Here is a 22,191-nt window from a genome sequence, read left to right on the forward strand (position 1 = left end):
CGGCGGCAGGCCGCCACCGAGCCGGGTGGGTCCGCGCCGGGCCGGGCGAGGGCCGCCCCGGGCCGGTCCGGCGCAGCCCTCCGGCAGCTCAGATGCTGAAGCGTTCTCCGGCGAGCAACGGGCGCACCCGCGAGCGGAAGCCGCCCGTCCGGAACGGCCGCTGCAGCAGGCCGGGCCTCAGGGCCTGAGCCAGCGCCGCGGCGATCATGCCCTGGTCGAGTGCCAGCATGAAGTCGCTGACGCGCCCGGTGCCGACGTCGACCGAGTCCCGGAAGCCGTAGCCCTCGTGGTACGCGCCGAAGTCGCGGTCCAGGGCCCGGAGGTTGGCCAGCGCCTCCCGGCGGGCGTACGGCAGCGCGAGGAAGGAGGCGTGCGGGGTGACCACGCCATGGGTGAAGGCCGACGGGTCCGGCAGCGGCGCGCCGTCCGTGGTGTACGTGCGGTCGGTGTTGGAGGCGTAGCCGTCGACCTGCATGCCGAGGGCGTCGACGCCGTACTCCTGGTAGCCGCCCTCGGGGATGTTCGCGGGGGAGAAGCCCCAGTACCCGTACTCCGCCTCCCGCAGCCCGTGCTCGATCTGGCTGCGGACGTAGCGCTGGTGGTTGCGGCCCCAGGACCTCGGTGACCACTCGGGCTCGGGGACGAACAGCGGCACCATCAGTGCCTCGAACATCGAGCCGCCCCAGGTGGGGACGATCTTCCGCCCGCCGTGGGTGTAGTGCCCCTGCCAGACGCGTACACCGTCCATCACGGCGTACGCGCCCTGCGGGTGCTGCTCCTGCTCGTGCTCGGGGAGCATCGTGCGCAGCAGGTGCCAGTAGTGCTCGGTGGGCAGCGAGCCGTCCGCGATGCCCAGGTAACTGGCCATCCGGGGCTCGGTGTTGAGGGCGCCGTAATGGTGGGCGGTGGGTTCCTCCGTGTCGGTCCAGAAGCCGCCGCGCAGCTGTCCGGGGCCGGCCACGGGGTCGGACGGGTCGTACGGCGTGTAGTAGTACGACCAGTCGGCGGCCGAGAGGATCCGCTCGATGCGGGGGCGGAGCGACGGCGCGGCGTCGGCGGCGATCCGCAGCCCGGTGACCAGCCAGGCGTTGTCCACCGAGGAGAGGAACGGGCGGACCGGGTCCCCGGTGCCGGGCCACTCGGTCAGTACGGACCCGTCGTGGGCGTCGTACCAGTTGAGCCAGAAGCCGTGGTGGCGTTCCAGCTTCTCGACGGCGGACACGGTCCGCTCCAGCGTGCGGAGCATCGCGGCCTCGCCGGTCACGCCGAGCCCCGCGGCGGCCACCGCGGACCAGAGGCCGCAGCCGATGTTGGTGGGCGAGGTCTGGCGGGAGACGACGGGTTCGGCACCGCTGACGTCGATCTTGTCGGCGGTGAGACCGAAGCCGGTCGTCATCGCCTCGATCGAGCGGTACGTGTCACGGAACCAGGCCAGTAGCTGCTCGGAGTCGGAGCGGCCCGCCGGTGCGGCGGTGGCGTGGGGAGCGGCGAGGGCTCCGAGGGACAGGGCGGCGGCCCCGGTCCCGGCAGCGGTGAGAAATGTGCGACGGTCCATCGGAAACCTCTCAAAGGAGTGTCATCGACTGCCACGTTGGCCATGCCCGGGAGCGTCCGGGCATGACGGCACGGGAGCCGCCGCCGGTCAGGTGGCGACGGCTCCCGTACCGGAGGGAGCCGCCAGGCGGTCCCTGTTCCGGGGCCGGTCTCAGCCGGCGGTGCGGGGCAGCTCGCGGGAGCGGCCGAGGGAGCCCAGCCACTCGGCGGAGGGGCGGGCGGTCCGCTCGAACGTCTCCCAGTTCACGCCGATCAGACCGAAGGTCGGCGTGAAGGAACCCCACTCGTAGTTGTCCAGGGCGCTCCAGGCCAGGTAGCCCTGGACGTTCAGCCCGTCCTCGATCGCGGAGGCGACCTCGTTCAGCGCGCCCGCGTAGTAGTCGACGCGGCGGGTGTCGTCGGAGGTGGCGATGCCGTTCTCCGTGACGATCAGCGGCATGTCGGCGCCGATGACCTCGGCGGTGTGGCGCAGGGCGTGCCCCACGGCGGCCGGGTAGTACTCCCACTGCGTCAGCGTCCGCTCGACGTCACCGGACGCGGGGATCGGGCCGTCGGGGCCGATCTCCGTACGGGTGTAGGACTGCACGCCGATCCAGTCGTCGCCGCGTGCGGCCTCGATGAAGACGTCCTCGCGCGGCCCGCGGTAGGCGGCGGTGACGTCCTCGGCGCCCGGGCGTGCCTGGTAGACCTGGTTGGCGATGGTCCAGCCGACCTGGATCCCGGCGTCGAGCGCCCGGACCTCCTTCACGGCGGCGTGGTGCGCGGCGATGACCGCCTCGGTCGTCTCGTCGTCGGGGGTGGGCAGTCCGGCGGGCGGGAAGCCGATGTCGCCGCGCTTCGCCTGACCGGCCATGACGGCGATCATGTTCGGCTCGTTGATCGTGCAGACGTGGCTGACGCCTTCGGAGATCACCGGTGCGCAGGCCGCGACGTAGCGGGCGAAGAGCTCGGTGGCTCCGTCCGCCGTCCAGCCGCCCCGTGCCTCGAACCACTGCGGCACGGTGAAGTGGTGCAGGGTGACCATCGGGCGCAGGCCGCGGGCGATCGCGCCCTCGACCATGCGCCGGTAGTGGGCAAGTTCGGCCCGGGAGAACTGCCCCTCGAGGGGCTCGATACGCGCCCACTCGATCGAGAAGCGGTAGTCGGTGAAGCCGAGGGACGCCAGCAGGTCCATGTCCTCGCGCCAGCGGTGGTAGCTGTCGCAGGCGTCCAGGCTGGGCTCCTGGATGTGGGTGCCGGTGGAGTGCTCCTTGACCCACCAGTCGCTGTCGGTGTTGTTGCCCTCGATCTGGTGGGCTGCGGTGGAGGCGCCCCACAGGAAGCCTTCGGGGAACGGAACCGGGGTGTGCGTCATCGCGGAATGTCTTTCCTGTGCGTGAAGGGGTGCGGCCGCTTGGTGGGGTGCGGCCTCGTGGATGTGCGGAGGGCGGCCGGGCGGGCTACTTCATGCCCGCCGTGGCGATGCCCTGGGTGAAGTGCCGCTGCAGGGCGATGAAGAGGATCAGCACCGGGAGCACGACCAGGAAGGCTCCGGCCATCAGCATGCCGTTGGAGCCGCCCGCCTTGTTCGGATCGGTGGCGAACGTGGCCAGGGCGACCGGGAGCGTGTACTTGTCCGGGTCGTTGGTCGCGATCAGCGGCCAGACGAAGTTGTTCCAGGAGCCGAGGAAGGTGAAGATCGATAGCGTCGCGAGGGCGGGCTTCACCAGCGGCATGACGATCCGCCAGAAGATGTACCACTCGCCGGCGCCGTCCATCCGGGCCGCTTCCAGCAGCTCGTCCGGGATCGACTGCATGAACTGCCGCATCAGGAAGACGCCGAACGCCCCGGCCGCGAAGGGCAGCACCAGACCGGCGTACGAGTCGATCAGCTTCAGCTTGCTCATCAGCACGAACAGCGGCAGCAGCATCAGGTTCCCGGGCACCATCAGGGCACCCAGGACCACACCGAAGATCTTGTCGCGGCCGACGAACCTCAGCTTGGCCAGGGCGTAGCCGAGCATCGAGCAGAACACCAGGTTCGAGACGGTGACCAGCACCGCCACGATCACGGAGTTCATGAAGTAGAGCGGCAGATCCAGCTTGTCCAGCAGCTCCCGGAAGTTGTCCAGGGTCCACTCGGTGGGGATCCACACCGGCGGACTGGCCGAGAGCTCGCTCGTCGTCTTGAACGACGAGAGAGCCATCCAGAGGAACGGCGCCGACATGATCAGCAGGCCCAGCGAGAGCAGGACGTAGACCAGGGGACGCCTGGAGTTCCGGGACTTGCCGGTGGGCGCCGTCCGCACGGCACGGGGTGCTTCGCCGACGGTCATTTCGTGTTGTCCTTCAGCAGTCGGAGCTGCAGCACCGTGATGCCCATGATCACCACGAAGAGGACGTACGCCATGGCGCTCGCGTAGCCCATGTGGAAGAAGTTGAAGCCCTCGCGGTACATGTTCAGCGACACGGTGAGCGTGGAGTCCGAGGGTCCGCCCTGCGTCATCACGAAGGGCTCCTCGAAGACGTTGAGGTAGCCGATGGTCGTGATCACCGTGGCGTAGAGCAGCGTGGGCCGCAGCAGCGGCACCGTGATGCCCCGGAACTCCTGCCACAGCCCGGCGCCGTCGAGCCGCGCGGCCTCCCGGACCTCGGTCGGGATGGCCTGCAGACCCGCGATGAAGAGCACCATGACCGTACCCACGTTGCGCCAGACCGCCATCGCGATCATGGAGGGCATGGCCAGGGTCTCGGAACCGAGGAAGTCCGGCGCGGTGAGGCCCACTTCGGAGAAGAGGCCCGCGACGAGCCCGTCACTCGGGTCCAGGACGAACCGCCACACCACGGCGACCGCCACGATCGTGGTGACCACCGGGGCGTAGAAGCCGACCCGGAAGAAGGTCCGGGCCCGGTCGATGCCGTTGTTCAGCAGGACGGCGACGACCAGCCCGAGAGCGATCGTCAGCGGGACGCCCACCACGACGAAGTACGCCGTGTTGAAGAGCGACTTGAGGAACTTCTCGTCGCCGAACAGCTCGACGTAGTTCTCGAAGCCGATGAAGTTCGCTTCCCAGGGACGTGTGACGTTGCGCAGCCCGAAGTCCGTGAAGCTCATCAGCAGCGTGGCGAGGATGGGGAACGCCATGAAGACGGTGAACAGGACGAGGAAGGGGGTGGAGAACAGCCAGCCCGCCGCGTTCTGCACGCCCATCCTCGAGCGTTTCCCGCGCCCCGCCGCGTCCCGGCCGGCCCCGGGCGGGGGAGCCCCGGGGCCGTCCTTCACCTTGGCCGGCTGCGCGGCCGTTGAGGTCGTGGTGCCCATGGCTACTGCTTCACGAGGCCTTTGATCTCGGACTGCGCGGTCTTCAGCGCGTCCTCGGCGGAAGCCTTGCCCTGCGTCACCTTCGCGATCGCCTGGTCGGCCTTGTCGGTGATCTCCGTCAGCTTCGCCGTGGACGGCGAGGACTTGGCGGTGTCCATCTGCTTCCTGAAGACCTGGAGGTTCGCGTCGTCGGCGAGCTTGCCGGAGTCCCAGGCCGCGGTGTTCGCGGGGAGGTCCTTCGTGCGCTCGTACCAGTCGGCCTGGCCCTCGGTGTCCGTGAGGTACTTGATGAACTCCGCGGCGGCGGCCTTGTGCTCACTGTCCTTGGAGACCACCAGCGAGGATCCGCCCGCCATGGACACGGAGGACTTGCCCACCGGGACGGGAGCCACCGCCCACTTGCCCTCGATCTGCGGCTGGCCCTCGTTCAGCAGGGTCACGTGCCACGGGCCGCCGAAGAACATGGGGACACGGCCGTTGCCGAAGTCCTTCACGACGTCGTAGCCCGGCTGCACCGACTTGTTGGCGAGGCCCTTGTCGAAGTACGCGCCGTACTCCTTCAGCGCACTGACGGCCTCGGGGCTGTCGATGACGGCCTCGCCCTTGTCGTCGAGGATCGCGCCGCCGGCGGAGTAGAGGAAGGGGTAGAAGTTCTGCACCGTGTCGAGGCCGCTGGGCTGGATGGAAAGGCCCCACTTGGTGCCGGCCTTCTCCTGGTACGCGTTCGCCAGGTCCCGCATCTCCTGCCAGTCGGCGGGCGCCTTGTCGACGCCTGCCTTCTTCGCCAGGTCGGTGCGGTAGTAGAGGACCCGGGTGTCGACGTACCACGGCACGCCGTACGCGGTGCCGTCCACCTCGCCCTGCTCCCAGCCGGCGGGGAAGAAGTCCTTCTTGTCGAAGGTCTTCGTGTCGACCGGCTCCAGGACGCCGAGCTCGGCGAACTCTCCCATGTAGCTGCCGCCCATCTGCGCCACGTCCGGCATGGTGCCGGCCGCGGCGGCGGAGACGAGCTTCTGGTGGGCGACGTCCCAGCCGACCGGGGTCACCTTGACGGTGACGTTGGGGTTGGCCTTCTCGTACACCTCGGCCACCTCCGCGAGCTTCTCGCCCTCGGCACCCATGGCCCAGACGGTCAGCGTCTGCTTCGCGTCCGCGGCGACGTCGTCACCGCCGGAGCTGCCGCAGGCGGAGACGCCGAGGGCGAGTGCCACGGTTATGGCGGCGGAGGCGGTTCTGGCGGTGCGGGACATGGAGGGCTCCTCCTTGAGCAATCCGAATGTATGCGCTGCCTGTAAGCGCATACATAACTCTGCGGCAGTCGTTCGGGAATCCGCAAGAGGGTGCTGGGTCACACTCGTGCAACGTGCTCGACACCTGGAGGTCCGACCGTGGCACCGTAAGCACGCCGTTTGCGGATTTGAAGTGGATGTGACCGATTCCGCTTTGTTTGACGGAATTGCAGGGCTCCTGGGGCAGCGAATCCCCCGTGATCCGCAGAACGGGAGGTCTTACTGTCCTGCTCATGACTTCGTTCGCGCACGACTTCCCGTTCGACCCCGCCTACGGCCGGACCCTCGACGACCTGCTGCGCATACCGGCACCCTCGGCCCCCGAGGACTTCGCGGCGTTCTGGAAGGCGCGTCACGACGAGGCCCGCGCGGTCGACACCGCCCCCGAGGCCGGTCCGGCCGAGGAGGAGCGCGACGGGGTCCGGCTGCACGGAGTCACCTTCACCTCGGTGGGCGGCGTGCGCCTCGGTGGCTGGCTCGCGCTGCCCGTCGAAGGCCCGGCGGAGCGCGGATTCGTCATCGGGCACGGCTACGGAGGCCGCCAGGAGGCCGGGCCCGACGTGCCGTTGCCGATGCCCCGGTCGGCGGCGATCCTGCCCTGCGTGCGCGGTATGGGCTCCCGCGGTCTGCTGCCCGGCGTCCCGGGCGACGCCGCGGGGCACGTGCTGCACGGTGTCGAGTCGCGCGACACCTATGTCATCGGCGACTGCGTGGCCGACCTGTGGTGCGCTGCCTCGGCGCTCCAGGAGCTGCTGCCCCAGCTCGCCGGCCCCGGTCGTCTCGGGTATCTCGGGGAGAGCTTCGGCGGCGGACTCGGAGCCCTCGCGCTGCCCTGGGACGATCGGTTCGGGGCCGCGCAGCTCACCGTCCCCACCTTCGGCAACCATCCGCTGCGGCTCACCCTGCCCTGTGCCGGCAGCGGGGAGTCGGTACGCGCCCACCACCGAGAGCACCCCGAGGTGACGGAGGTGCTGCGGTACTTCGACGCGGCGACGGCCGCCGCGTCGCTGGAGCTGCCCACACTCGTCGCCGCGGCGCTGTTCGACCCCGCGGTGCCGCCGCCGGGGCAGTTCGCCGTGCACAACGCGCTGCCCGGTCCCCGGGAGCTGATGGTGCTGCGGGCAGGCCACTTCGCGTACGAAGGGCTCGCGGAGGAGAGTGCCGAGCTCGCCGGGCGGCGCGAACAGTTCTTCGGGGCGTGGCTCTGAGGTGTGCGCCCGTCGTCCTGGGGCGTCCGAGGTCGCCCGGGCGACCTGCGCGCCTCGAATCAGCCGCAGCCGCAGCTCGCCCGGCGGGCCAGGGAGACGGGCAGTTCCAGTGACACCGGCTCCCGGCTCGGGTCGGCCAGGCGTTGCACCAGCAATTCCACCGCCTGCTCGCCCAGCTGCCGGATCGGCTGTCGTACGGTCGTCAGCGACGGGCGCACGATCCGGCTCAGCGGGATCCCGTCGAAGCCGGTCACGGCGATGTCCTCGGGCACCCGCACCCCGCGCCGCTCCAGCGCGCGCAGCGCCCCCACAGCCATCTGGTCGTTGGCGAAGACCATGGCCTCCGGCCGCTCCGTACCCCGGTCGAGCAGCGTCTCGGCGGCCCGCGCGCCCTCGGCCCGCGTCATCATCCCGGTGCGCAGGTCCGGTGCGTCCGGGACCGGCAGCCCGGCGTCGCGGCAAGCCTCCCGGAAGCCGCGGAACCGCGCCTCGGCGTCGGGCGAGTCCGGATCGCCCCCGACGAAGGCGAGGCGGCGCAGCCCGTGGTCCTCGATCAGATGGCGGGCCAGCTCGCGCTCGCCGGCGGCGTTCGCGACGACGAGGTGGTCGAGGTGGTCGATCTCGCGCGGTCCGGCGAGCATCACCACCGGCAGCCGGCGCGATATGACCTCAAGGTCCTCGGTCGGCACGGTCTGCGCCAGCACGGCGAAGCCGTCCACCCGCCCCGCGACCTTCGCGACGAGGCTCTCGGGCCCGCCCTGCAGCGACGCGGCGATCAGGAGTGCGTAGCCGTGGCGGCGGGCCGCCCGCTCCATGCCGCGGATGATCTGGTCGGAGTACAGCATCGCGGCGTCGTCGGCCCCGCTGTCGGTCTCCGCGTCGGCCTCGGCGTCCGGATCGGCGTAGTCGGGGAAGCAGAGTCCCAGCACTCCGGTGGTACGGCTGGCCAGCCCCCGGGCGTTCCCGCTCGGCACGTAGCCGAGCTCACGTGCCGCCTCCAGCACCCGCTCGCGCGTCTGGGCGCGCACGGAGTCCGGGTTGCGGTAGACCCGGGAGACCGTGGCGATCGAGACGCCCGACCGCTCGGCGACGTCGTACACCGTAGGGGCGCTCACTCGACCGACCGTCCGCTTCTTCTTCGTACGCAGCACCCGCTGCTGCGGGTGGCGGCCCTCTTCTGAAAGCGCATTCACCCTAGATCGCGTGCCCGGCGGCGGGCAACAGCGGCCCTGCCCCGCGTGCCGTCCGCGGAGTCGCGCCCCTCCTCATCGGCCTTTGCCGAACAATAGACAGGTTGCCTTGCAAGATGCCCTGTCCATCTTTACCGTGGAGGACATGTCCGGAACCTCCGAGAACCCTGAGAACGCGTCGACGCGGCGCCCCGCCGATCCGACCGCCGAGCACGTGGCGACGGATCTCGCGGCCGTGGTCGGCCTGCTCCTCAGGCGGTTGCGGAGTTCGTCGGCGGACAGCCTGCTCACCCCCTCCCAGCGCTCGGTCCTCGCCAGACTCCAGGACGGCGGACCGGCCACCACGGCAGCCCTGGCCCGGGCCGAGCTCGTGCGGCCCCAGTCGATGCGGCTGACGCTCGGCGCGCTGGAGAGCCAGGGGTTCGTCGCCCGCGCCCCCGATCCGGCGGACGGCCGCAAGTCGGTCGTGTCGGTCACCGAGGAGGGCAGCACCGTCCTGGCCGGGGTGCGGGCAGCCAAGCGGAGCTGGCTGGCGGACGCGATCGCCGCCGAGCTGGACGGCGCGGAGCGACGTACGCTCGCCGAGGCCGTCGAGCTCATCGGCCGTCTGGTCGACAAGTGACCCGTTACGGGACGGACCTGACCCCCGGCACGCCGGAGGCGGAAGCCCGGCCCGCCGTAGCCGTGGAACCCGCTCCCGCCCCGGGGTTCGGTGCGCGGCTCACCGCGCCGCTGCTGATGGGCTCCCTGCTCAACCCGCTCAACACCACGATGATCTCCACCGCTCTGGTGGCCATCGGACACTCCTTCGGCATCGGGGCCGCCGACACCGCCTGGCTCATCTCGGTCCTCTACCTCGCCAGCGCCGTCGCCCAGCCGGTTCTCGGCAAGCTCGCCGACACCCTCGGCCCGCGCCGGGTCTTCCTGGCCGGCCTCGTCGTCGTCATCGCGTCCGGGCTGGTCGGCGCGTTCGCCCCCGGGTTCGGCACGCTGATCGTCTCCAGGCTGCTGCTCGGCATCGGTACGTCGGCCGCCTACCCGGCCGCCATGGCCGTCCTGCGCGACGAGTCGCGGCGCCTGGGCCGCCCCACCCCGCGCCCCGTGCTCGCCAGGCTCAGCTTCGCCGCCCTGGGCAGCGCGGCCGTCGGCCCGGCACTCGGCGGGCTGCTCGTGTCGGTCGTCGGCTGGCGCGGCATCTTCGCCGTCAACGTCCCGATCGCGCTGCTGGCCCTCGGTGCGGCACTGCTCTGGGTCCCGGCCGACCCGCCGCGCGAGCGGGCCGCCGACGGGAGCGCGCCGAAGCTCTCCCTGGACCCGCTGGGCATAGGCCTGTTCACCGCCGCGCTGACGGTGCTGGTCTTCTTCCTGCTCGACCTCGCCCACCCGCAGTGGTGGCTGCTCGCCCCCTTCGCCGTACTGACGGCCGTCCTGGTCCGGTGGCAGCTGCGCACCCCGCAGCCGTTCATAGACATCCGGATGCTCGCGGGCAACGGCCCCCTGCTGCGTACGTACGTACGCCACGGGCTCAGCTATCTGCTGATCTACTGCGTCATGTACGGCTACACGCAGTGGCTGGAGGAGGCCCGCGGCTTCTCGTCGGGGCACACCGGGCTGCTCATGCTGCCGATGTCCGTCACCGCGCTCGTCTGCTCGCTGCTCGGGGCCCGCACGAAGGGCCTGCGCGGCCCGCTGGCCGTGGCCAGTCTTCTGCTCACCGCCGGCGCCGGAATCCTGGTCTTCCTCTCCGGCGACACCCCGCTCGCCGTCCTCCTCCTCGCCGGAGCGTGCTTCGGTGCCCCGCAGGGACTGATCGGCACGAGCAACCAGGCTGCCGTCCAGGCCTACGCGTCCCCCGAGAGCATCGGTGCCGCCGCCGGGCTCCAGCGCACCGCCCAGTACATCGGGGCCATCACCGCGTCCAGCCTGATCGCCCTCGCCTACGCCGACGCGGCGAGCGACACGGGACTGCACCTCATGGCGGCGGTCTCCGTCGTCCTGGCCGTCCTCCTGGCCGTCCTGACCCTCACCGACCGCGCCCTGCGCGGACGCACCTGACCGTTCCCGACCGAGCCCGAACCCGACCCGTTCCGACCGCGCCCCCGCGCGCACGCACCTGATCCTCAGTACCTCAAGGAGTACGCACATGACCGCCACCGTCCTGGACCCCCGGACCGCACTCGTCGTCGTCGACCTGCAGAAGGGCATCGTCGCCCTCCCGACGGCCCACCCGACCGACGGCGTCGTCGCCAATTCGGTGGTCCTCGCCGACGCCTTCCGCGCCAGGGACCTCCCGGTCTTCCTGGTCCGTGTGACGGGCGGCGCCCCCGGCCGCAACGAAGGCCGCGCCCCGTCCGGCAAGCCCGCCGCGGACTGGGCCGACATCGTGCCCGAGCTCGGCCCGCGCGACAGCGACATCGTCGTCACCAAGCAGCAGTGGGGTGCCTTCCACGGCACGGCGCTCGACCTCGAACTGCGGCGCCGCGGCATCACCCAGGTCGTGCTCACCGGCGTCGCCACCAGCATCGGCGTCGAGTCCACCGCCCGCGCCGCACACGAGCACGGCTACCACGTCACCATCGCCACGGACGCGGTCACCGACATGGACGGCGACGCCCACCGCAACAGCCTCGAGAAGATCTTCCCGAGGCTCGGCGAGACCGACACCACCGCGGCGATCGTCAAGCTCCTCGGCTGACCGCCGCCGGGCCGGCACCGGGGCCGCTCGGGTGACTTCCGCGGCCCCACCGGCCGTGTCTGCCTCCCCTCGCGCGTACACGTGCGTTCAGTGGATCAGCGAATCAGTCTGATCAACTGCAAATGCCACCAGTACGAATCATCCGGTCCATTCCGGTACGGGGTGGACCGGGCCGGCCCCGGAGGTATCAGCCATGGCCCACGTCGGCGTCCCACGCGGGACGGCCCGAAAGCGCCGCTCGGTCGCGCTCCTGGCGACAGGTGTGCTCACGATCCCGGTGCTGGCGGGCTGCACCTCGGACAGCGAGGGCCCCACCCCGGTGGCCGTCCCGCAGGACATCGCCCCGGCCGCCCGGGACCGGGTGACCGACGGCTCCACCCTCACCTGGGCGGTCGACGCGGTCCCCGCCACCCTCAATGCCTTCCAGGCCGACGCCGACAGTGCGACCACGCGGATCACCGGCGCCCTGCTGCCCTCGCTCTTCCCCATGGACGCCAAGGGGGAGCCCAGGCTCAACCCCGACTACCTGGAGTCGGCGAAGGTCATCGAGCAGGAGCCCAAGCAGGTCGTCCTCTACAAGCTCAACCAGCAGGCCGTGTGGAGCGACGGCCGGGAGATCGGGGCTCCCGACTTCGTCGCCCAGTGGCGCGCGCTGAGCGGTAAGGACTCCGCCTTCTGGACGGCCCGCAACGCGGGCTACGAGCGGATCGAGAAGATCGAACGCGGCAAGGACGATCTGCAGGTGCGGGTCACGTTCTCGAAGCCGTACGCCGACTGGCGCTCGCTGTTCTCGCCGCTGTACCCGAAGGAGGTGACGGGGTCCCCCGGCACCTTCAACGACGGCGCCCGGGCCACCCTCAAGAACACCGCAGGACCGTTCCGGCTGCGCAGCGTGAACAAGCCCAAGGGGACGGTCGTCCTCGACCGGAACCCGCGCTGGTGGGGCAACGAGGCCAAGCTCGAATCCCTGGTTTTCCGCGCCGTCGAGCCCGGCGACCTTACCGACGCGCTGACCGAGGGCACGGTGGACGTCGCCGACATCGACCCGGCGACCGCGAACAGCATCGCCCTCGCGGCCCGCTACCGCGGCGGGAACGGCCAGCAGCCCGCCCACGGCCCGGGAGCGGACATCACCCCGGCCGCCGCCCTGCGCTCCTGGGCCCTGGCCCACGGTTCGGACGAGGAGGCCGCCGAGACCGCCCAGGCCGCCCGCGAGAAGAACCGGGAAGCCGTCGCGGTGTACGCCGCCGAGCAGAAGTCGCTGCGCGGTTTCGCCGTCCGCAAGTCCCTGGAGCCGGCCTACACGCAGCTCGCGCTGAACGGCGAGTCCGGGCCCCTCTCCGACGACCGGGTGCGCCGCGCCATCGCCCGGACCCTGAACCGGCAGGAGCTCGCCGACGCGGTCCTGAAGCCGCTCGGCCTGCCCGCGAAGCCGCCCGGCAGCCACCTGGCCCTGGCCGGGCAGCCCGGCTACAAGGACGGCAGCGGCGCACTCGGCGAGCAGGACACCAAGGAGGCGCAGGCGCTGCTGGCCGACGCGGGATGGACCCCGGGCGGAGCCGTCCGCAAGACCGAGGACACCAAGGCCGGCAGCGAGGCTGAGAAGAAGGCCGAAGGCAAGAAGCCGGCCGAGGAGAAGGAAGCGGCCGAGGAGAAGGCGACCGAGAAGAAGGACGAGAAGGCCGAGAAGGCGGAGAAGGCCGAGAAGGACGACAAGACCTCGCGCGACGAGGGGACGTACACCGTCGGCGACGACAAGCCGGGCGACCGCTCCGCCGGCGGCTCCGAGGTCACCGCCCAGGACAAGCAGCCCGGCGGCGCCGCGGGCGCCTACGCCCCGGCGGGGACGGCGGCCCCGGCCCCCGCCTCGGTCAAGGACCGCCTCGGCAAGGGCGGCAAGCCGCTGAGCCTCCGCTTCGTCCTGCCATCGGGCCCCGGATCGCAGTCGCTGCGCACCGTCGGGGAGAAGATCGTCGAGATGCTGGACTCGATCGGCATCAGCACGCAGGTCACCAAGGTCGACGACGACAGCTACTTCAAGGACCACATCGCCTCCGGCGACTACGACATGGCGCTGTACTCCTGGCCCGCCACCGCCTACCCGGCGACCGACGGCCGTCCGATCTTCGCCAAGCCGGAGCCCGCCACCGACGGCTCGCTGCTCGTCGCGCAGAACTACACACGGGTCGGCTCCGACCACATCGACCAGCTCTTCGACCGGGCGGTCGCCGAACTCGACGCCAAGGCGTCGAGGGACCTGCTGAAGCAGGCCGACGCCCGGATCTGGGCCGCCGCAGGATCGATTCCGCTGTATCAGAGGCCACAGCTGGTCGCCGTCGACAAGAAGCTGGCGAACATCGGTGCCTTCGGCTTCGCCGCACCTCGCTACGAGGACATCGGATTCACCGGGCGCCAAGCGGCAGGTTCCCCCGCGAATCGGAAGAAGTAGCAGGTCAAGGCCACATTCGAAGCTCAGATACAGCTCAATTCCCTTGCCCGCCGGAGTCCCCGGCGGGCAAGGTGGTGTCCGCCCTGACCCGGGCTGCTCGTCTTCTCACACCCCTTGCCGTCCGGCCTCTCACCGGCTGGATGATGACGTAATACCGGCTGAATATCGGCTGAATTGTGGCTGTAGTCCTGTCCGGGGGATCGGGCCGGGAAGCCCCGGACCCGTCGGGCCCGTACCATTGGACTAGCCGTGGCGTGCCGCCCGGCGGGCGTACGAGGACTCGAGACCGACTGAGACGCCTGATCCCACGATCCGAGAGAAGCGCAAGCCACCCATGCCCACGCGCCACGACATCCGTAACGTAGCCATCGTCGCCCACGTCGACCACGGCAAGACCACGCTGGTCGACGCCATGCTCAAGCAGGCCGGCGCGTTCGCCGCCCACGCCGCCGAGAACCTCGACGAACGCATGATGGACTCGAACGACCTGGAGCGTGAGAAGGGCATCACGATCCTCGCCAAGAACACGGCGGTGAAGTATCACCCCAAGGACGGCGGGGACCCGATCACGATCAACATCATCGACACCCCCGGCCACGCCGACTTCGGTGGCGAGGTCGAGCGCGGTCTGTCGATGGTGGACGCGGTCGTCCTGCTGGTCGACGCCTCCGAGGGCCCGCTCCCGCAGACCCGCTTCGTGCTGCGCAAGGCGCTCGACGCCAAGCTGCCGGTCATCCTCTGCATCAACAAGACGGACCGGCCGGACTCCCGCATCGCCGAGGTCATCGACGAGACCTACGACCTCTTCCTCGACCTGGACGCCGACGAGGACCAGATCGAGTTCCCGATCGTCTACGCGTGCGCCCGTGACGGCGTCGCCTCGCTGACCAAGCCCGAGGACGGCACCGTCCCGCCGGACAGCGACAGCCTGGAGCCGTTCTTCACGACGATCCTCTCCACGGTCCCCGCGCCGGAGTACGACGAGGCCGCCCCGCTGCAGGCCCACGTCACCAACCTTGACGCCGACAACTTCCTCGGCCGTATCGCGCTGTGCCGTGTCGAGCAGGGCGAGCTGCGCAAGGGCCAGACCGTCACGTGGATCAAGCGCGACGGCACGATGTCCAACGTCCGCATCACCGAGCTGCTGATGACCGAGGCGCTCACCCGCAAGCCGGCCGAGATGGCCGGTCCGGGCGACATCTGCGCCATCGCCGGTATCCCGGACATCATGATCGGCGAGACCCTGGCCGACCCCGAGAACCCGATCGCGCTGCCGCTCATCACGGTCGACGAGCCGGCCATCTCGATGACCATCGGCGCGAACACCTCGCCGCTGGTCGGCAAGGGCGGCAAGGGCCACAAGGTCACGGCCCGCCAGATCAAGGACCGCCTCGACCGCGAGCTGGTCGGTAACGTGTCGCTCCGCGTCCTGGACACCGAGCGTCCCGACGCCTGGGAGGTCCAGGGCCGCGGTGAGCTCGCGCTGGCCATCCTCGTCGAGCAGATGCGCCGTGAGGGCTTCGAGCTGACGGTCGGCAAGCCCGAGGTCGTCACCAAGCAGATCGACGGCAAGACCCACGAGCCGATCGAGCGCATGACCATCGACTCGCCCGAGGAGCACCTCGGCGCCATCACGCAGCTGATGGCGACCCGCAAGGGCCGCATGGAGACGATGACGAACCACGGTTCGGGCTGGGTCCGCATGGAGTGGATCGTGCCCTCCCGCGGCCTCATCGGCTTCCGCACGGAGTTCCTGACCCAGACCCGCGGTACGGGCATCGCGCACTCCATCTTCGAGGGCCACGAGCCGTGGTTCGGCGACCTGCGCACCCGTCACAACGGCTCGCTGGTCGCGGACCGTTCGGGCACGGTGACGCCGTTCGCGATGGTCAACCTCCAGGAGCGCGGTGTCATCTTCACCGAGGCCGGCACCGAGGTCTACGAGGGCATGATCATCGGCGAGAACTCCCGCGCCGACGACATGGACGTGAACATCACCAAGGAGAAGAAGCTCACCAACATGCGTGCGGCTTCCGCCGACACCACGGAGAACGTGGTGCCGGCCCGCAAGCTCTCGCTGGAGCAGTCCCTGGAGTTCTGCCGCGACGACGAGTGCATCGAGGTGACCCCGGAGACCGTGCGTATCCGCAAGGTCGTCCTGGACCAGAAGCAGCGTGGCCGCACGGCCTCGCGCGCGAAGAACGGCTGACCTGACCGCGACCGTCCGCTCCGGCCGACGAACCGTCAGAACGAGCCATTGACATGAGGCCCGGACCCCCGCAGACACTGTGGGGGTCCGGGCCTTTCGTCAACTCATTTTCCTGACCGACGTGTCCGTATATCGTGCGTCGCTCTCCGGAACATGTGTTAACGGTCCGTTTCGGGGGTGTCTGTCTGGGATCACTTTGTCCGGATTTCGGGCAACCATGGCTTCTCGATGTTGTCAAACCGAGACCCTTTAAGTGTGGTTTACAGCCCGGCGTTCCTTAATAGTTGGCTCCATTGAGCTCGGGTCAATGGGTCGACGCACTGTGGGGAGTGCGGACTCACGAGCACACTCGGGGCACTGCAAACGATCGCCGTCAGGGGTGTCGGTGGATCTCTCCAGTGCCCCTCTTGAAGTCAAAAGTGGACTCATGAGGAGGAAACCCATGCGCGGTGCCAAGAGCGCCAAGTGGGTCGCGGGAGCGGCAATCATCGCCCTGGCCGCGACTGCCTGTGGCGGGGGCGACAGTGACGACAACAGCAAGGCGTCGACGGAGAAGGGCAAGCCCGCGGGCTACGTCTCCATCGACGTCGGCGAGCCGCAGAAGCCGCTGATCCCGGCCGACACCAACGAGTCGCTCGGCAGCTACGTCATCCAGTCGATCTTCACCCAGCTGCTCGACTTCGATGCGGACGGCAAGATCGTCTACACGAACGCCGAGTCCGTCGAGACGACCGACTCCAAGACGTGGACCGTCAAGCTCAAGTCCGGCTGGAAGTTCCACGACGGCACCCCCGTCACGTCCGAGTCGTACATCAAGGCGTGGAACTGGTACGCCAACGTCAAGAACGCCCAGCAGAACGCGTTCTGGTTCGAGGACATCAAGGGCTACGCGGACGTCCACCCGGAGAAGGGTGACCCGAAGGCCACGGAGATGTCCGGTCTGAAGGCTGTCGACGACACCACCTTCACGATCGAGCTGAACGAGGCCGTCCCGTACTTCGAGTACAAGCTCGGCTACGCGACCTTCGCGCCGCTGCCGGAGGTGTTCTACAAGGACACCAAGGCGTTCGGTCAGGCTCCGGTCGGCAACGGTCCCTACATCTTCGAGAAGTGGGACCACAAGAAGCTCATCCAGGTCAAGGCCAACCCTGACTACCAGGGCCCGAACAAGGCCAAGAACAAGGGTGTCCTCTTCAAGAACTACGCGACCGTCGAGGCCGCGTACCAGGACCTCCTCTCCGGCAACCTGGACATGATCCGCCAGGTCGGCCCGAAGGACCTGCCGAAGTACAAGACGGACCTCGGTGACCGCGCGATCGACGAGCCGTACGCGGCCATCCAGTCGCTCGTCCCGACCTTCTACTCGAAGACCTTCAAGGACATCGACCCGAAGGTCCTCCAGGGTCTGTCGATGGCCATCGACCGGGACACGATCACCAAGACCGTGCTCAACGGCACCCGCAAGCCCGCCACCAGCTTCACGCCTCCGGGCGTCGCCGGTAACCAGGACCTGGGCACCGACGTGTTCAAGTTCGACCCGGCCAAGGCGAAGCAGCTCGTCACCGAGGGCGGCGGCGTTCCGGAGAACAAGATCTGGATCCAGTACAACGCCGATGGCGGCCACAAGGAGTGGGTGACCGCGGTCTGCGAGTCCATCCGCAACTCGACCGGGGTCGACTGTGTCCCGGACGCCAAGCCGGACTTCCAGACCGACCTGGAAGCGCGTGACAACGACCAGGTCAAGTCGATGTACCGCGGTGGCTGGGTGGCCGACTACCCGCTGAACGTCAACTTCATGCGGGAGCTGTACGGCACCACCGCCGAGGCCAACAACGGCCGGTTCTCCGACAAGGAGGTCGACGCGGCCTTCAAGAAGGGCGACAACGCCAAGACCCTGGACGAGTCGATCAAGGCTTACCAGGAGGCCGAGAAGCTCGTCCTGACGAAGATGCCGGCGATCCCGCTCTGGGAGTACAAGACCAACGGTGGCTACTCCAAGGCCGTCGACAACGTGACCATCGACTTCCACGGTGACTACAACATCACCGAAGTCACGGTCGCCAAGTAGCACACGCCTGAGGGCCCCCACTCGGCCATCAGCCGCCCACACCAGGCAGTAGGTCCCGGGGGGCCGCTCTCCGTATCCGGAGGGCGGCCCCTGGGCTGCTTTATCCCTATCGGAGGCAAACATGGGGCGTTACGTCGCGCGGCGACTGCTCCAGATGATCCCGGTCTTCCTCGGATCAACCTTGCTGGTCTTCGCCATGATGTACGCGCTGCCCGGCGACCCCGTGCGCGCACTCGCCGGCGAACAGGCAGTCGACCCGACGCAGATCGCGGAAATGAAGAAGGAGCTCGGGCTCGACCTGCCGCTCTGGCACCAGTACTGGAACTACCTCGTGAACCTGTTCCAGGGTGACTTCGGCACACAGATCGCCAGTGGGCGACCGGTGGCCGACATCATTTCGGAAGCATTCCCGATCACGGTCCGGCTGGCCCTGTTTGCCTTCATCTTCACGGTCGTCGTCGGTATCTCCATGGGCATCTTCGCGGGTCTGAAGGCCGACACCCTTCGCGACCGCGGTCTGCTCGTCCTGACGCTCCTGCTCATCTCGGTCCCCTCGTTCGTGCTGGGCTTCCTCGGCCAGTACTTCTTCGCCTTCCAGCTCGGCTGGGTCGAACCCAACGTGAGCCTCGAGGCGAACGCGAGTGAGCTGATCCTGCCCGCTGTCGTCCTCGGATCCCTGTCGCTCGCGTACGTCGCGCGACTGACCCGCACCTCGGTCGCGGAGAACCTGCGCTCCGACTACATGCGTACCGCCGTGGCCAAGGGGCTGCCGCGCCGTCGCATCATCGGCGTCCACCTGATGCGCAACTCGTTGATCCCCGTGGTCACCTTCCTCGGCACCGACCTCGGTGCCCTGCTGGGCGGCGCCGTCGTCACCGAGGGCATCTTCAACATCAAGGGTGTCGGCTACAACGTCTTCGACGCGCTCCGGCACCGCGAAGGCGCCACCGTCGTCGGCATCGTGACGCTGATCGTCATCGTCTATCTCGTCGCCAGCCTGGTCGTCGACCTGCTTTACGCGGTCCTGGACCCGAGGATCCGTTATGCCTGAGACGCTCAAGGAAACCACCGCGGAGACGCCCGAGGCCGTGGCCGCCCCCGCTGCCGTCGCACCGGTCGGCAAGCCCCGCAGCCTGTGGTCGGACGCCTGGCACGACCTGCGGCGCAGCCCGCTGTTCGTCGTCTCGGCCGTCCTGATCGTCTTCCTGCTGATCATGGCGATATTCCCCGGCCTGTTCACCGGCGCCGACCCGCGCTACGCGGACCTGGCCCACCACTACCTGCAGAAGCCCAAGTGGGGGAACTTCTTCCAGGAGGACTGGTTCGGGTACGACATCCAGGGGCGCTCGATCTACGCGCGTGTCGTCTACGGCGCCCGTGCCTCGATCACCGTCGCCGTCGTCGTCACCGCCCTCGTCACGATCCTGGGCACCGTGGTCGGCATGCTCGCCGGCTACTTCGGCGGCTGGATCGACACGATCCTGTCCCGGGTCACCGACATCTTCTTCGGCGTCCCGTTCATCCTCGGCGCGATGGTCGTCCTGACCTCGTTCGAGGAGCGCAAGATCTGGGTCGTCATCCTGGCTCTGGCCTTCCTCGGCTGGACCCAGATCGCCCGTGTCGCACGCGGCTCCGTCCTGACGATCAAGCAGGCCGACTACGTGATGGCGGCCAAGGCGCTCGGCGCCTCGACCACCCGCATCCTGCTCCGGCACATCCTGCCCAACGCGATCGCCCCGGTGATCGTCGTCGCGACCATCGCGCTCGGCGGCTACATCTCGGCCGAGGCCACCCTGTCCTTCCTGGGCATCGGCCTCGCCGAACCGACCGTGTCGTGGGGTGTCGACATCTCCTCCGGCCAGGAGCAGCTGCGTAACGCCGCGTTCGTTCTGATCATCCCGTCGGTCATGGTGTCGATCACCGTTCTGGCGTTCATCATGCTCGGCGATGCGGTACGCAACGCCCTCGATCCCAAGCTGCGCTGAGGGAGGCGTACATGACCATCATCGACAAGACGGCGGATGTTCCTGCTCCGCGTGGTTCGAACGACGAGAGCGGCCCGCTGCTCGAAGTCCGCGATCTGCACGTGGAGTTCCACACCCGCGACGGCGTCGCAAAGGCCGTCAACGGAGTCAACTACAGCGTCAGCGCGGGCGAGACCCTCGCCGTGCTCGGCGAGTCCGGCTCCGGCAAGTCCGTGACCGCTCAGGCGATCATGGGCATCCTGGACATGCCCCCCGGCCGCATCCCCAAGGGCGAGATCTTCTTCCGCGGCCAGGACATGCTCAAGATGTCCAACGAGGAGCGCCGGCAGATCCGCGGCCAGAAGATCGCCATGATCTTCCAGGACGCGCTCTCCTCGCTGAACCCGGTTCTCTCCGTGGGCTATCAGCTCGGCGAGATGTTCCGCGTGCACCAGGGCCTCTCCAAGAAGGAGGCCAAGGCCAAGGCCATCGCGCTGATGGACCGCGTGCGCATCCCGGCGGCCAAGGAGCGGGTCAACGACTACCCGCACATGTTCTCCGGCGGTATGCGCCAGCGCATCATGATCGCGATGGCGCTGGCCCTGGAGCCCGACCTGATCATCGCGGACGAGCCCACCACGGCGCTCGACGTGACCGTCCAGGCACAGGTCATGGACCTGCTCGCGGAGCTCCAGCGCGACTTCAACATGGGCCTGATCCTGATCACGCACGACCTCGGTGTCGTCGCCGACGTCGCCGACAAGATCGCCGTGATGTACGCGGGCCGGATCGTCGAGACCGCTCCGGTCCACGAGATCTACAAGCGCCCGGCGCACCCGTACACCAAGGGTCTGCTGGAGTCGATCCCGCGCCTGGACCAGAAGGGCCAGGAGCTCTACGCGATCAAGGGCCTGCCGCCCAACCTGCTGCACGTGCCGTCCGGCTGCGCCTTCAACCCGCGCTGCACGATGGCGCAGGACATCTGCCGTACGGACATCCCGGCGCTGCGCCCGGTGACCGAGCAGGACGGTACCGAGCTGGTCGGCCGCGGCAGCGCCTGCCACTTCTGGAAGGAGACGATCCATGGCTGAGCTCGACAAGGAGTCCGTGGACGCCACCCCGAACGTCACCGAAGTGGCGACGGTCAACGCGGCCACCGAGTCGGAGGCCGTCGCCGCCCTGGACGCACCGGTCTCGCAGGGCGAGCCGATCCTCCAGGTGCGCAACCTGGTCAAGCACTTCCCGCTGACCCAGGGCATCCTGTTCAAGAAGCAGGTCGGCGCGGTCAAGGCCGTGGACGGGATCTCGTTCGATCTCTACCAGGGCGAGACGCTCGGCATCGTGGGCGAGTCCGGCTGTGGCAAGTCCACGGTCGCCAAGCTCCTCATGACGCTGGAGCGGGCCACCGCCGGTGAGGTCTTCTACAAGGGCCAGGACATCACCAAGCTGTCCGGCCGTGCGCTGAAGGCCGTGCGCCGCAACATCCAGATGGTGTTCCAGGACCCGTACACCTCGCTGAACCCGCGTATGACGGTCGGCGACATCATCGGGGAGACCTTCGAGATCCACCCCGAGGCGGCCCCGAAGGGCGAGCGGCGCCGGAGGGTGCAGGACCTCCTGGACGTCGTCGGTCTGAACCCGGAGTACATCAACCGGTATCCGCACCAGTTCTCGGGCGGTCAGCGTCAGCGCATCGGGATCGCCCGGGGCCTCGCGCTCAACCCCGAGATCATCATCTGCGACGAGCCGGTCTCCGCGCTCGACGTGTCGGTGCAGGCACAGGTCATCAACCTGATGGAGAAGCTCCAGGACGAGTTCAACCTCTCCTACCTCTTCATCGCGCACGACCTGTCGATCGTCCGGCACATCTCGGACCGGGTCGGCGTCATGTACCTCGGCAAGATGGCCGAGATCGGTACGGACCAGCAGATCTACGACCACCCGACGCACCCCTACACCCAGGCGCTGCTGTCGGCGGTCCCCGTCCCGGACCCCGACGCCCGCGAGGGCCGCGAGCGGATCATCCTCTCGGGTGACGTCCCGTCGCCGGCGAACCCGCCGTCGGGCTGCCGCTTCCGCACCCGGTGCTGGAAGGCCCAGGACAAGTGCGCCACCGAGGTGCCGCTGCTGGCGATCCCCGAGCGCTTCAAGGCCTCGGACACGCCCGCCGCGCACGAGTCGGCCTGCCACTTCGCCGAGGAGAAGGACGTCGTCCACGCGGCGTAGCGCTCGGTAAGACCGACCAGGACGCCCGGCCCCCGAGG

General features: G+C 69.1%; 17 protein-coding genes. 11 read left to right on the plus strand and 6 right to left on the minus strand.

Annotated features, from left to right (window positions below; all coding sequences use genetic code 11):
- Nucleotides 1-88: 88 nt before the first annotated feature.
- The 5 genes from ACFWFI_RS09300 to ACFWFI_RS09320 all read right to left on the minus strand — a co-directional run bounded on the left by ACFWFI_RS09300 (nucleotide 89) and on the right by ACFWFI_RS09320 (nucleotide 6,105).
- Nucleotides 89-1,555, minus strand: coding sequence for a glucoamylase family protein (locus tag ACFWFI_RS09300; RefSeq protein WP_387387403.1), 1,467 nt, complete (start codon nucleotides 1,553-1,555; stop codon nucleotides 89-91).
- A gap of 150 nt (nucleotides 1,556-1,705) precedes the next feature.
- Nucleotides 1,706-2,908, minus strand: coding sequence for a glycoside hydrolase family 1 protein (locus tag ACFWFI_RS09305; protein ID WP_387387405.1), 1,203 nt, complete (start codon nucleotides 2,906-2,908; stop codon nucleotides 1,706-1,708).
- A gap of 85 nt (nucleotides 2,909-2,993) precedes the next feature.
- Entirely contained in the window at nucleotides 2,994-3,869 is an 876-nt protein-coding gene (locus tag ACFWFI_RS09310; RefSeq protein ID WP_387387406.1) for a carbohydrate ABC transporter permease, read from the minus strand.
- Nucleotides 3,866-4,855, minus strand: coding sequence for a carbohydrate ABC transporter permease (locus tag ACFWFI_RS09315; RefSeq protein WP_387387407.1), 990 nt, complete (start codon nucleotides 4,853-4,855; stop codon nucleotides 3,866-3,868). Before ACFWFI_RS09315 ends, ACFWFI_RS09310 begins: the two co-directional genes overlap by 4 nt.
- Before the next feature lie 2 nt (nucleotides 4,856-4,857).
- Entirely contained in the window at nucleotides 4,858-6,105 is a 1,248-nt protein-coding gene (locus ACFWFI_RS09320; protein WP_387387409.1) for a sugar ABC transporter substrate-binding protein, read from the minus strand.
- Nucleotides 6,106-6,377: 272 nt separating this feature from the next.
- On the opposite strand from ACFWFI_RS09320, the gene ACFWFI_RS09325 reads away from it, so the two are divergent.
- Complete coding sequence (locus tag ACFWFI_RS09325) at nucleotides 6,378-7,352, plus strand: acetylxylan esterase (protein ID WP_387387411.1); 975 nt, start codon at nucleotides 6,378-6,380, stop codon at nucleotides 7,350-7,352.
- Between the two features lie 59 nt (nucleotides 7,353-7,411).
- Here ACFWFI_RS09325 and ACFWFI_RS09330 read toward each other — a convergent pair whose 3' ends face one another.
- Nucleotides 7,412-8,467: a LacI family DNA-binding transcriptional regulator gene (locus tag ACFWFI_RS09330; RefSeq protein ID WP_387387412.1), complete on the minus strand. Its 1,056-nt coding sequence runs from the start codon at nucleotides 8,465-8,467 to the stop codon at nucleotides 7,412-7,414.
- A gap of 220 nt (nucleotides 8,468-8,687) precedes the next feature.
- On the opposite strand from ACFWFI_RS09330, the gene ACFWFI_RS09335 reads away from it, so the two are divergent.
- The 10 genes from ACFWFI_RS09335 (at nucleotide 8,688) to ACFWFI_RS09380 (ending at nucleotide 22,153) form a co-directional block, all read left to right on the plus strand.
- Nucleotides 8,688-9,164 carry a MarR family winged helix-turn-helix transcriptional regulator gene (locus ACFWFI_RS09335; protein ID WP_387387413.1) on the plus strand — a complete coding sequence of 159 codons (477 nt, stop codon included), beginning with the start codon at nucleotides 8,688-8,690 and terminating at the stop codon, nucleotides 9,162-9,164.
- Complete coding sequence (locus tag ACFWFI_RS09340) at nucleotides 9,161-10,597, plus strand: MFS transporter (RefSeq protein WP_387387414.1); 1,437 nt, start codon at nucleotides 9,161-9,163, stop codon at nucleotides 10,595-10,597. Before ACFWFI_RS09335 ends, ACFWFI_RS09340 begins: the two co-directional genes overlap by 4 nt.
- A gap of 88 nt (nucleotides 10,598-10,685) precedes the next feature.
- Nucleotides 10,686-11,237, plus strand: coding sequence for an isochorismatase family protein (locus ACFWFI_RS09345; protein ID WP_387387415.1), 552 nt, complete (start codon nucleotides 10,686-10,688; stop codon nucleotides 11,235-11,237).
- A gap of 193 nt (nucleotides 11,238-11,430) precedes the next feature.
- Nucleotides 11,431-13,686: an ABC transporter family substrate-binding protein gene (locus ACFWFI_RS09350; protein WP_387387416.1), complete on the plus strand. Its 2,256-nt coding sequence runs from the start codon at nucleotides 11,431-11,433 to the stop codon at nucleotides 13,684-13,686.
- 334 nt (nucleotides 13,687-14,020) lie between these two features.
- Nucleotides 14,021-15,895, plus strand: coding sequence for a translational GTPase TypA (gene typA, locus ACFWFI_RS09355; protein WP_387387418.1), 1,875 nt, complete (start codon nucleotides 14,021-14,023; stop codon nucleotides 15,893-15,895).
- Nucleotides 15,896-16,337: 442 nt separating this feature from the next.
- Nucleotides 16,338-17,963 carry a peptide ABC transporter substrate-binding protein gene (locus ACFWFI_RS09360; protein ID WP_387387419.1) on the plus strand — a complete coding sequence of 542 codons (1,626 nt, stop codon included), beginning with the start codon at nucleotides 16,338-16,340 and terminating at the stop codon, nucleotides 17,961-17,963.
- Nucleotides 17,964-18,084: 121 nt separating this feature from the next.
- Entirely contained in the window at nucleotides 18,085-19,014 is a 930-nt protein-coding gene (locus ACFWFI_RS09365) for an ABC transporter permease (RefSeq protein WP_387387420.1), read from the plus strand.
- Complete coding sequence (locus ACFWFI_RS09370) at nucleotides 19,007-19,948, plus strand: ABC transporter permease (RefSeq protein ID WP_387387421.1); 942 nt, start codon at nucleotides 19,007-19,009, stop codon at nucleotides 19,946-19,948. Before ACFWFI_RS09365 ends, ACFWFI_RS09370 begins: the two co-directional genes overlap by 8 nt.
- Before the next feature lie 11 nt (nucleotides 19,949-19,959).
- Nucleotides 19,960-21,018, plus strand: coding sequence for an ABC transporter ATP-binding protein (locus ACFWFI_RS09375; RefSeq protein WP_387387423.1), 1,059 nt, complete (start codon nucleotides 19,960-19,962; stop codon nucleotides 21,016-21,018).
- Nucleotides 21,011-22,153: an ABC transporter ATP-binding protein gene (locus tag ACFWFI_RS09380; protein WP_387387424.1), complete on the plus strand. Its 1,143-nt coding sequence runs from the start codon at nucleotides 21,011-21,013 to the stop codon at nucleotides 22,151-22,153. The genes ACFWFI_RS09375 and ACFWFI_RS09380 overlap by 8 nt, the downstream gene beginning before the upstream one ends.
- Nucleotides 22,154-22,191: the final 38 nt, after the last annotated feature.

The sequence above is a fragment of the Streptomyces sp. NPDC060209 genome, assembly GCF_042728155.1.
In the GTDB taxonomy this organism is placed as follows: domain Bacteria; phylum Actinomycetota; class Actinomycetes; order Streptomycetales; family Streptomycetaceae; genus Streptomyces.

Coding starts and splice junctions, on each gene's coding strand:
- ACFWFI_RS09325 (WP_387387411.1), top strand. CDS start 6,378: ATGACTTCGTTCGCGCACGACTTCCCGTTCGACCCCGCCTACGGCCGG.
- ACFWFI_RS09365 (WP_387387420.1), top strand. CDS start 18,085: ATGGGGCGTTACGTCGCGCGGCGACTGCTCCAGATGATCCCGGTCTTC.
- ACFWFI_RS09345 (WP_387387415.1), top strand. CDS start 10,686: ATGACCGCCACCGTCCTGGACCCCCGGACCGCACTCGTCGTCGTCGAC.
- ACFWFI_RS09305 (WP_387387405.1), bottom strand. CDS start 2,908: ATGACGCACACCCCGGTTCCGTTCCCCGAAGGCTTCCTGTGGGGCGCC.
- typA (WP_387387418.1), top strand. CDS start 14,021: ATGCCCACGCGCCACGACATCCGTAACGTAGCCATCGTCGCCCACGTC.
- ACFWFI_RS09370 (WP_387387421.1), top strand. CDS start 19,007: ATGCCTGAGACGCTCAAGGAAACCACCGCGGAGACGCCCGAGGCCGTG.
- ACFWFI_RS09380 (WP_387387424.1), top strand. CDS start 21,011: ATGGCTGAGCTCGACAAGGAGTCCGTGGACGCCACCCCGAACGTCACC.
- ACFWFI_RS09375 (WP_387387423.1), top strand. CDS start 19,960: ATGACCATCATCGACAAGACGGCGGATGTTCCTGCTCCGCGTGGTTCG.
- ACFWFI_RS09300 (WP_387387403.1), bottom strand. CDS start 1,555: ATGGACCGTCGCACATTTCTCACCGCTGCCGGGACCGGGGCCGCCGCC.
- ACFWFI_RS09315 (WP_387387407.1), bottom strand. CDS start 4,855: ATGGGCACCACGACCTCAACGGCCGCGCAGCCGGCCAAGGTGAAGGAC.
- ACFWFI_RS09350 (WP_387387416.1), top strand. CDS start 11,431: ATGGCCCACGTCGGCGTCCCACGCGGGACGGCCCGAAAGCGCCGCTCG.
- ACFWFI_RS09360 (WP_387387419.1), top strand. CDS start 16,338: ATGCGCGGTGCCAAGAGCGCCAAGTGGGTCGCGGGAGCGGCAATCATC.
- ACFWFI_RS09320 (WP_387387409.1), bottom strand. CDS start 6,105: ATGTCCCGCACCGCCAGAACCGCCTCCGCCGCCATAACCGTGGCACTC.
- ACFWFI_RS09335 (WP_387387413.1), top strand. CDS start 8,688: ATGTCCGGAACCTCCGAGAACCCTGAGAACGCGTCGACGCGGCGCCCC.
- ACFWFI_RS09310 (WP_387387406.1), bottom strand. CDS start 3,869: ATGACCGTCGGCGAAGCACCCCGTGCCGTGCGGACGGCGCCCACCGGC.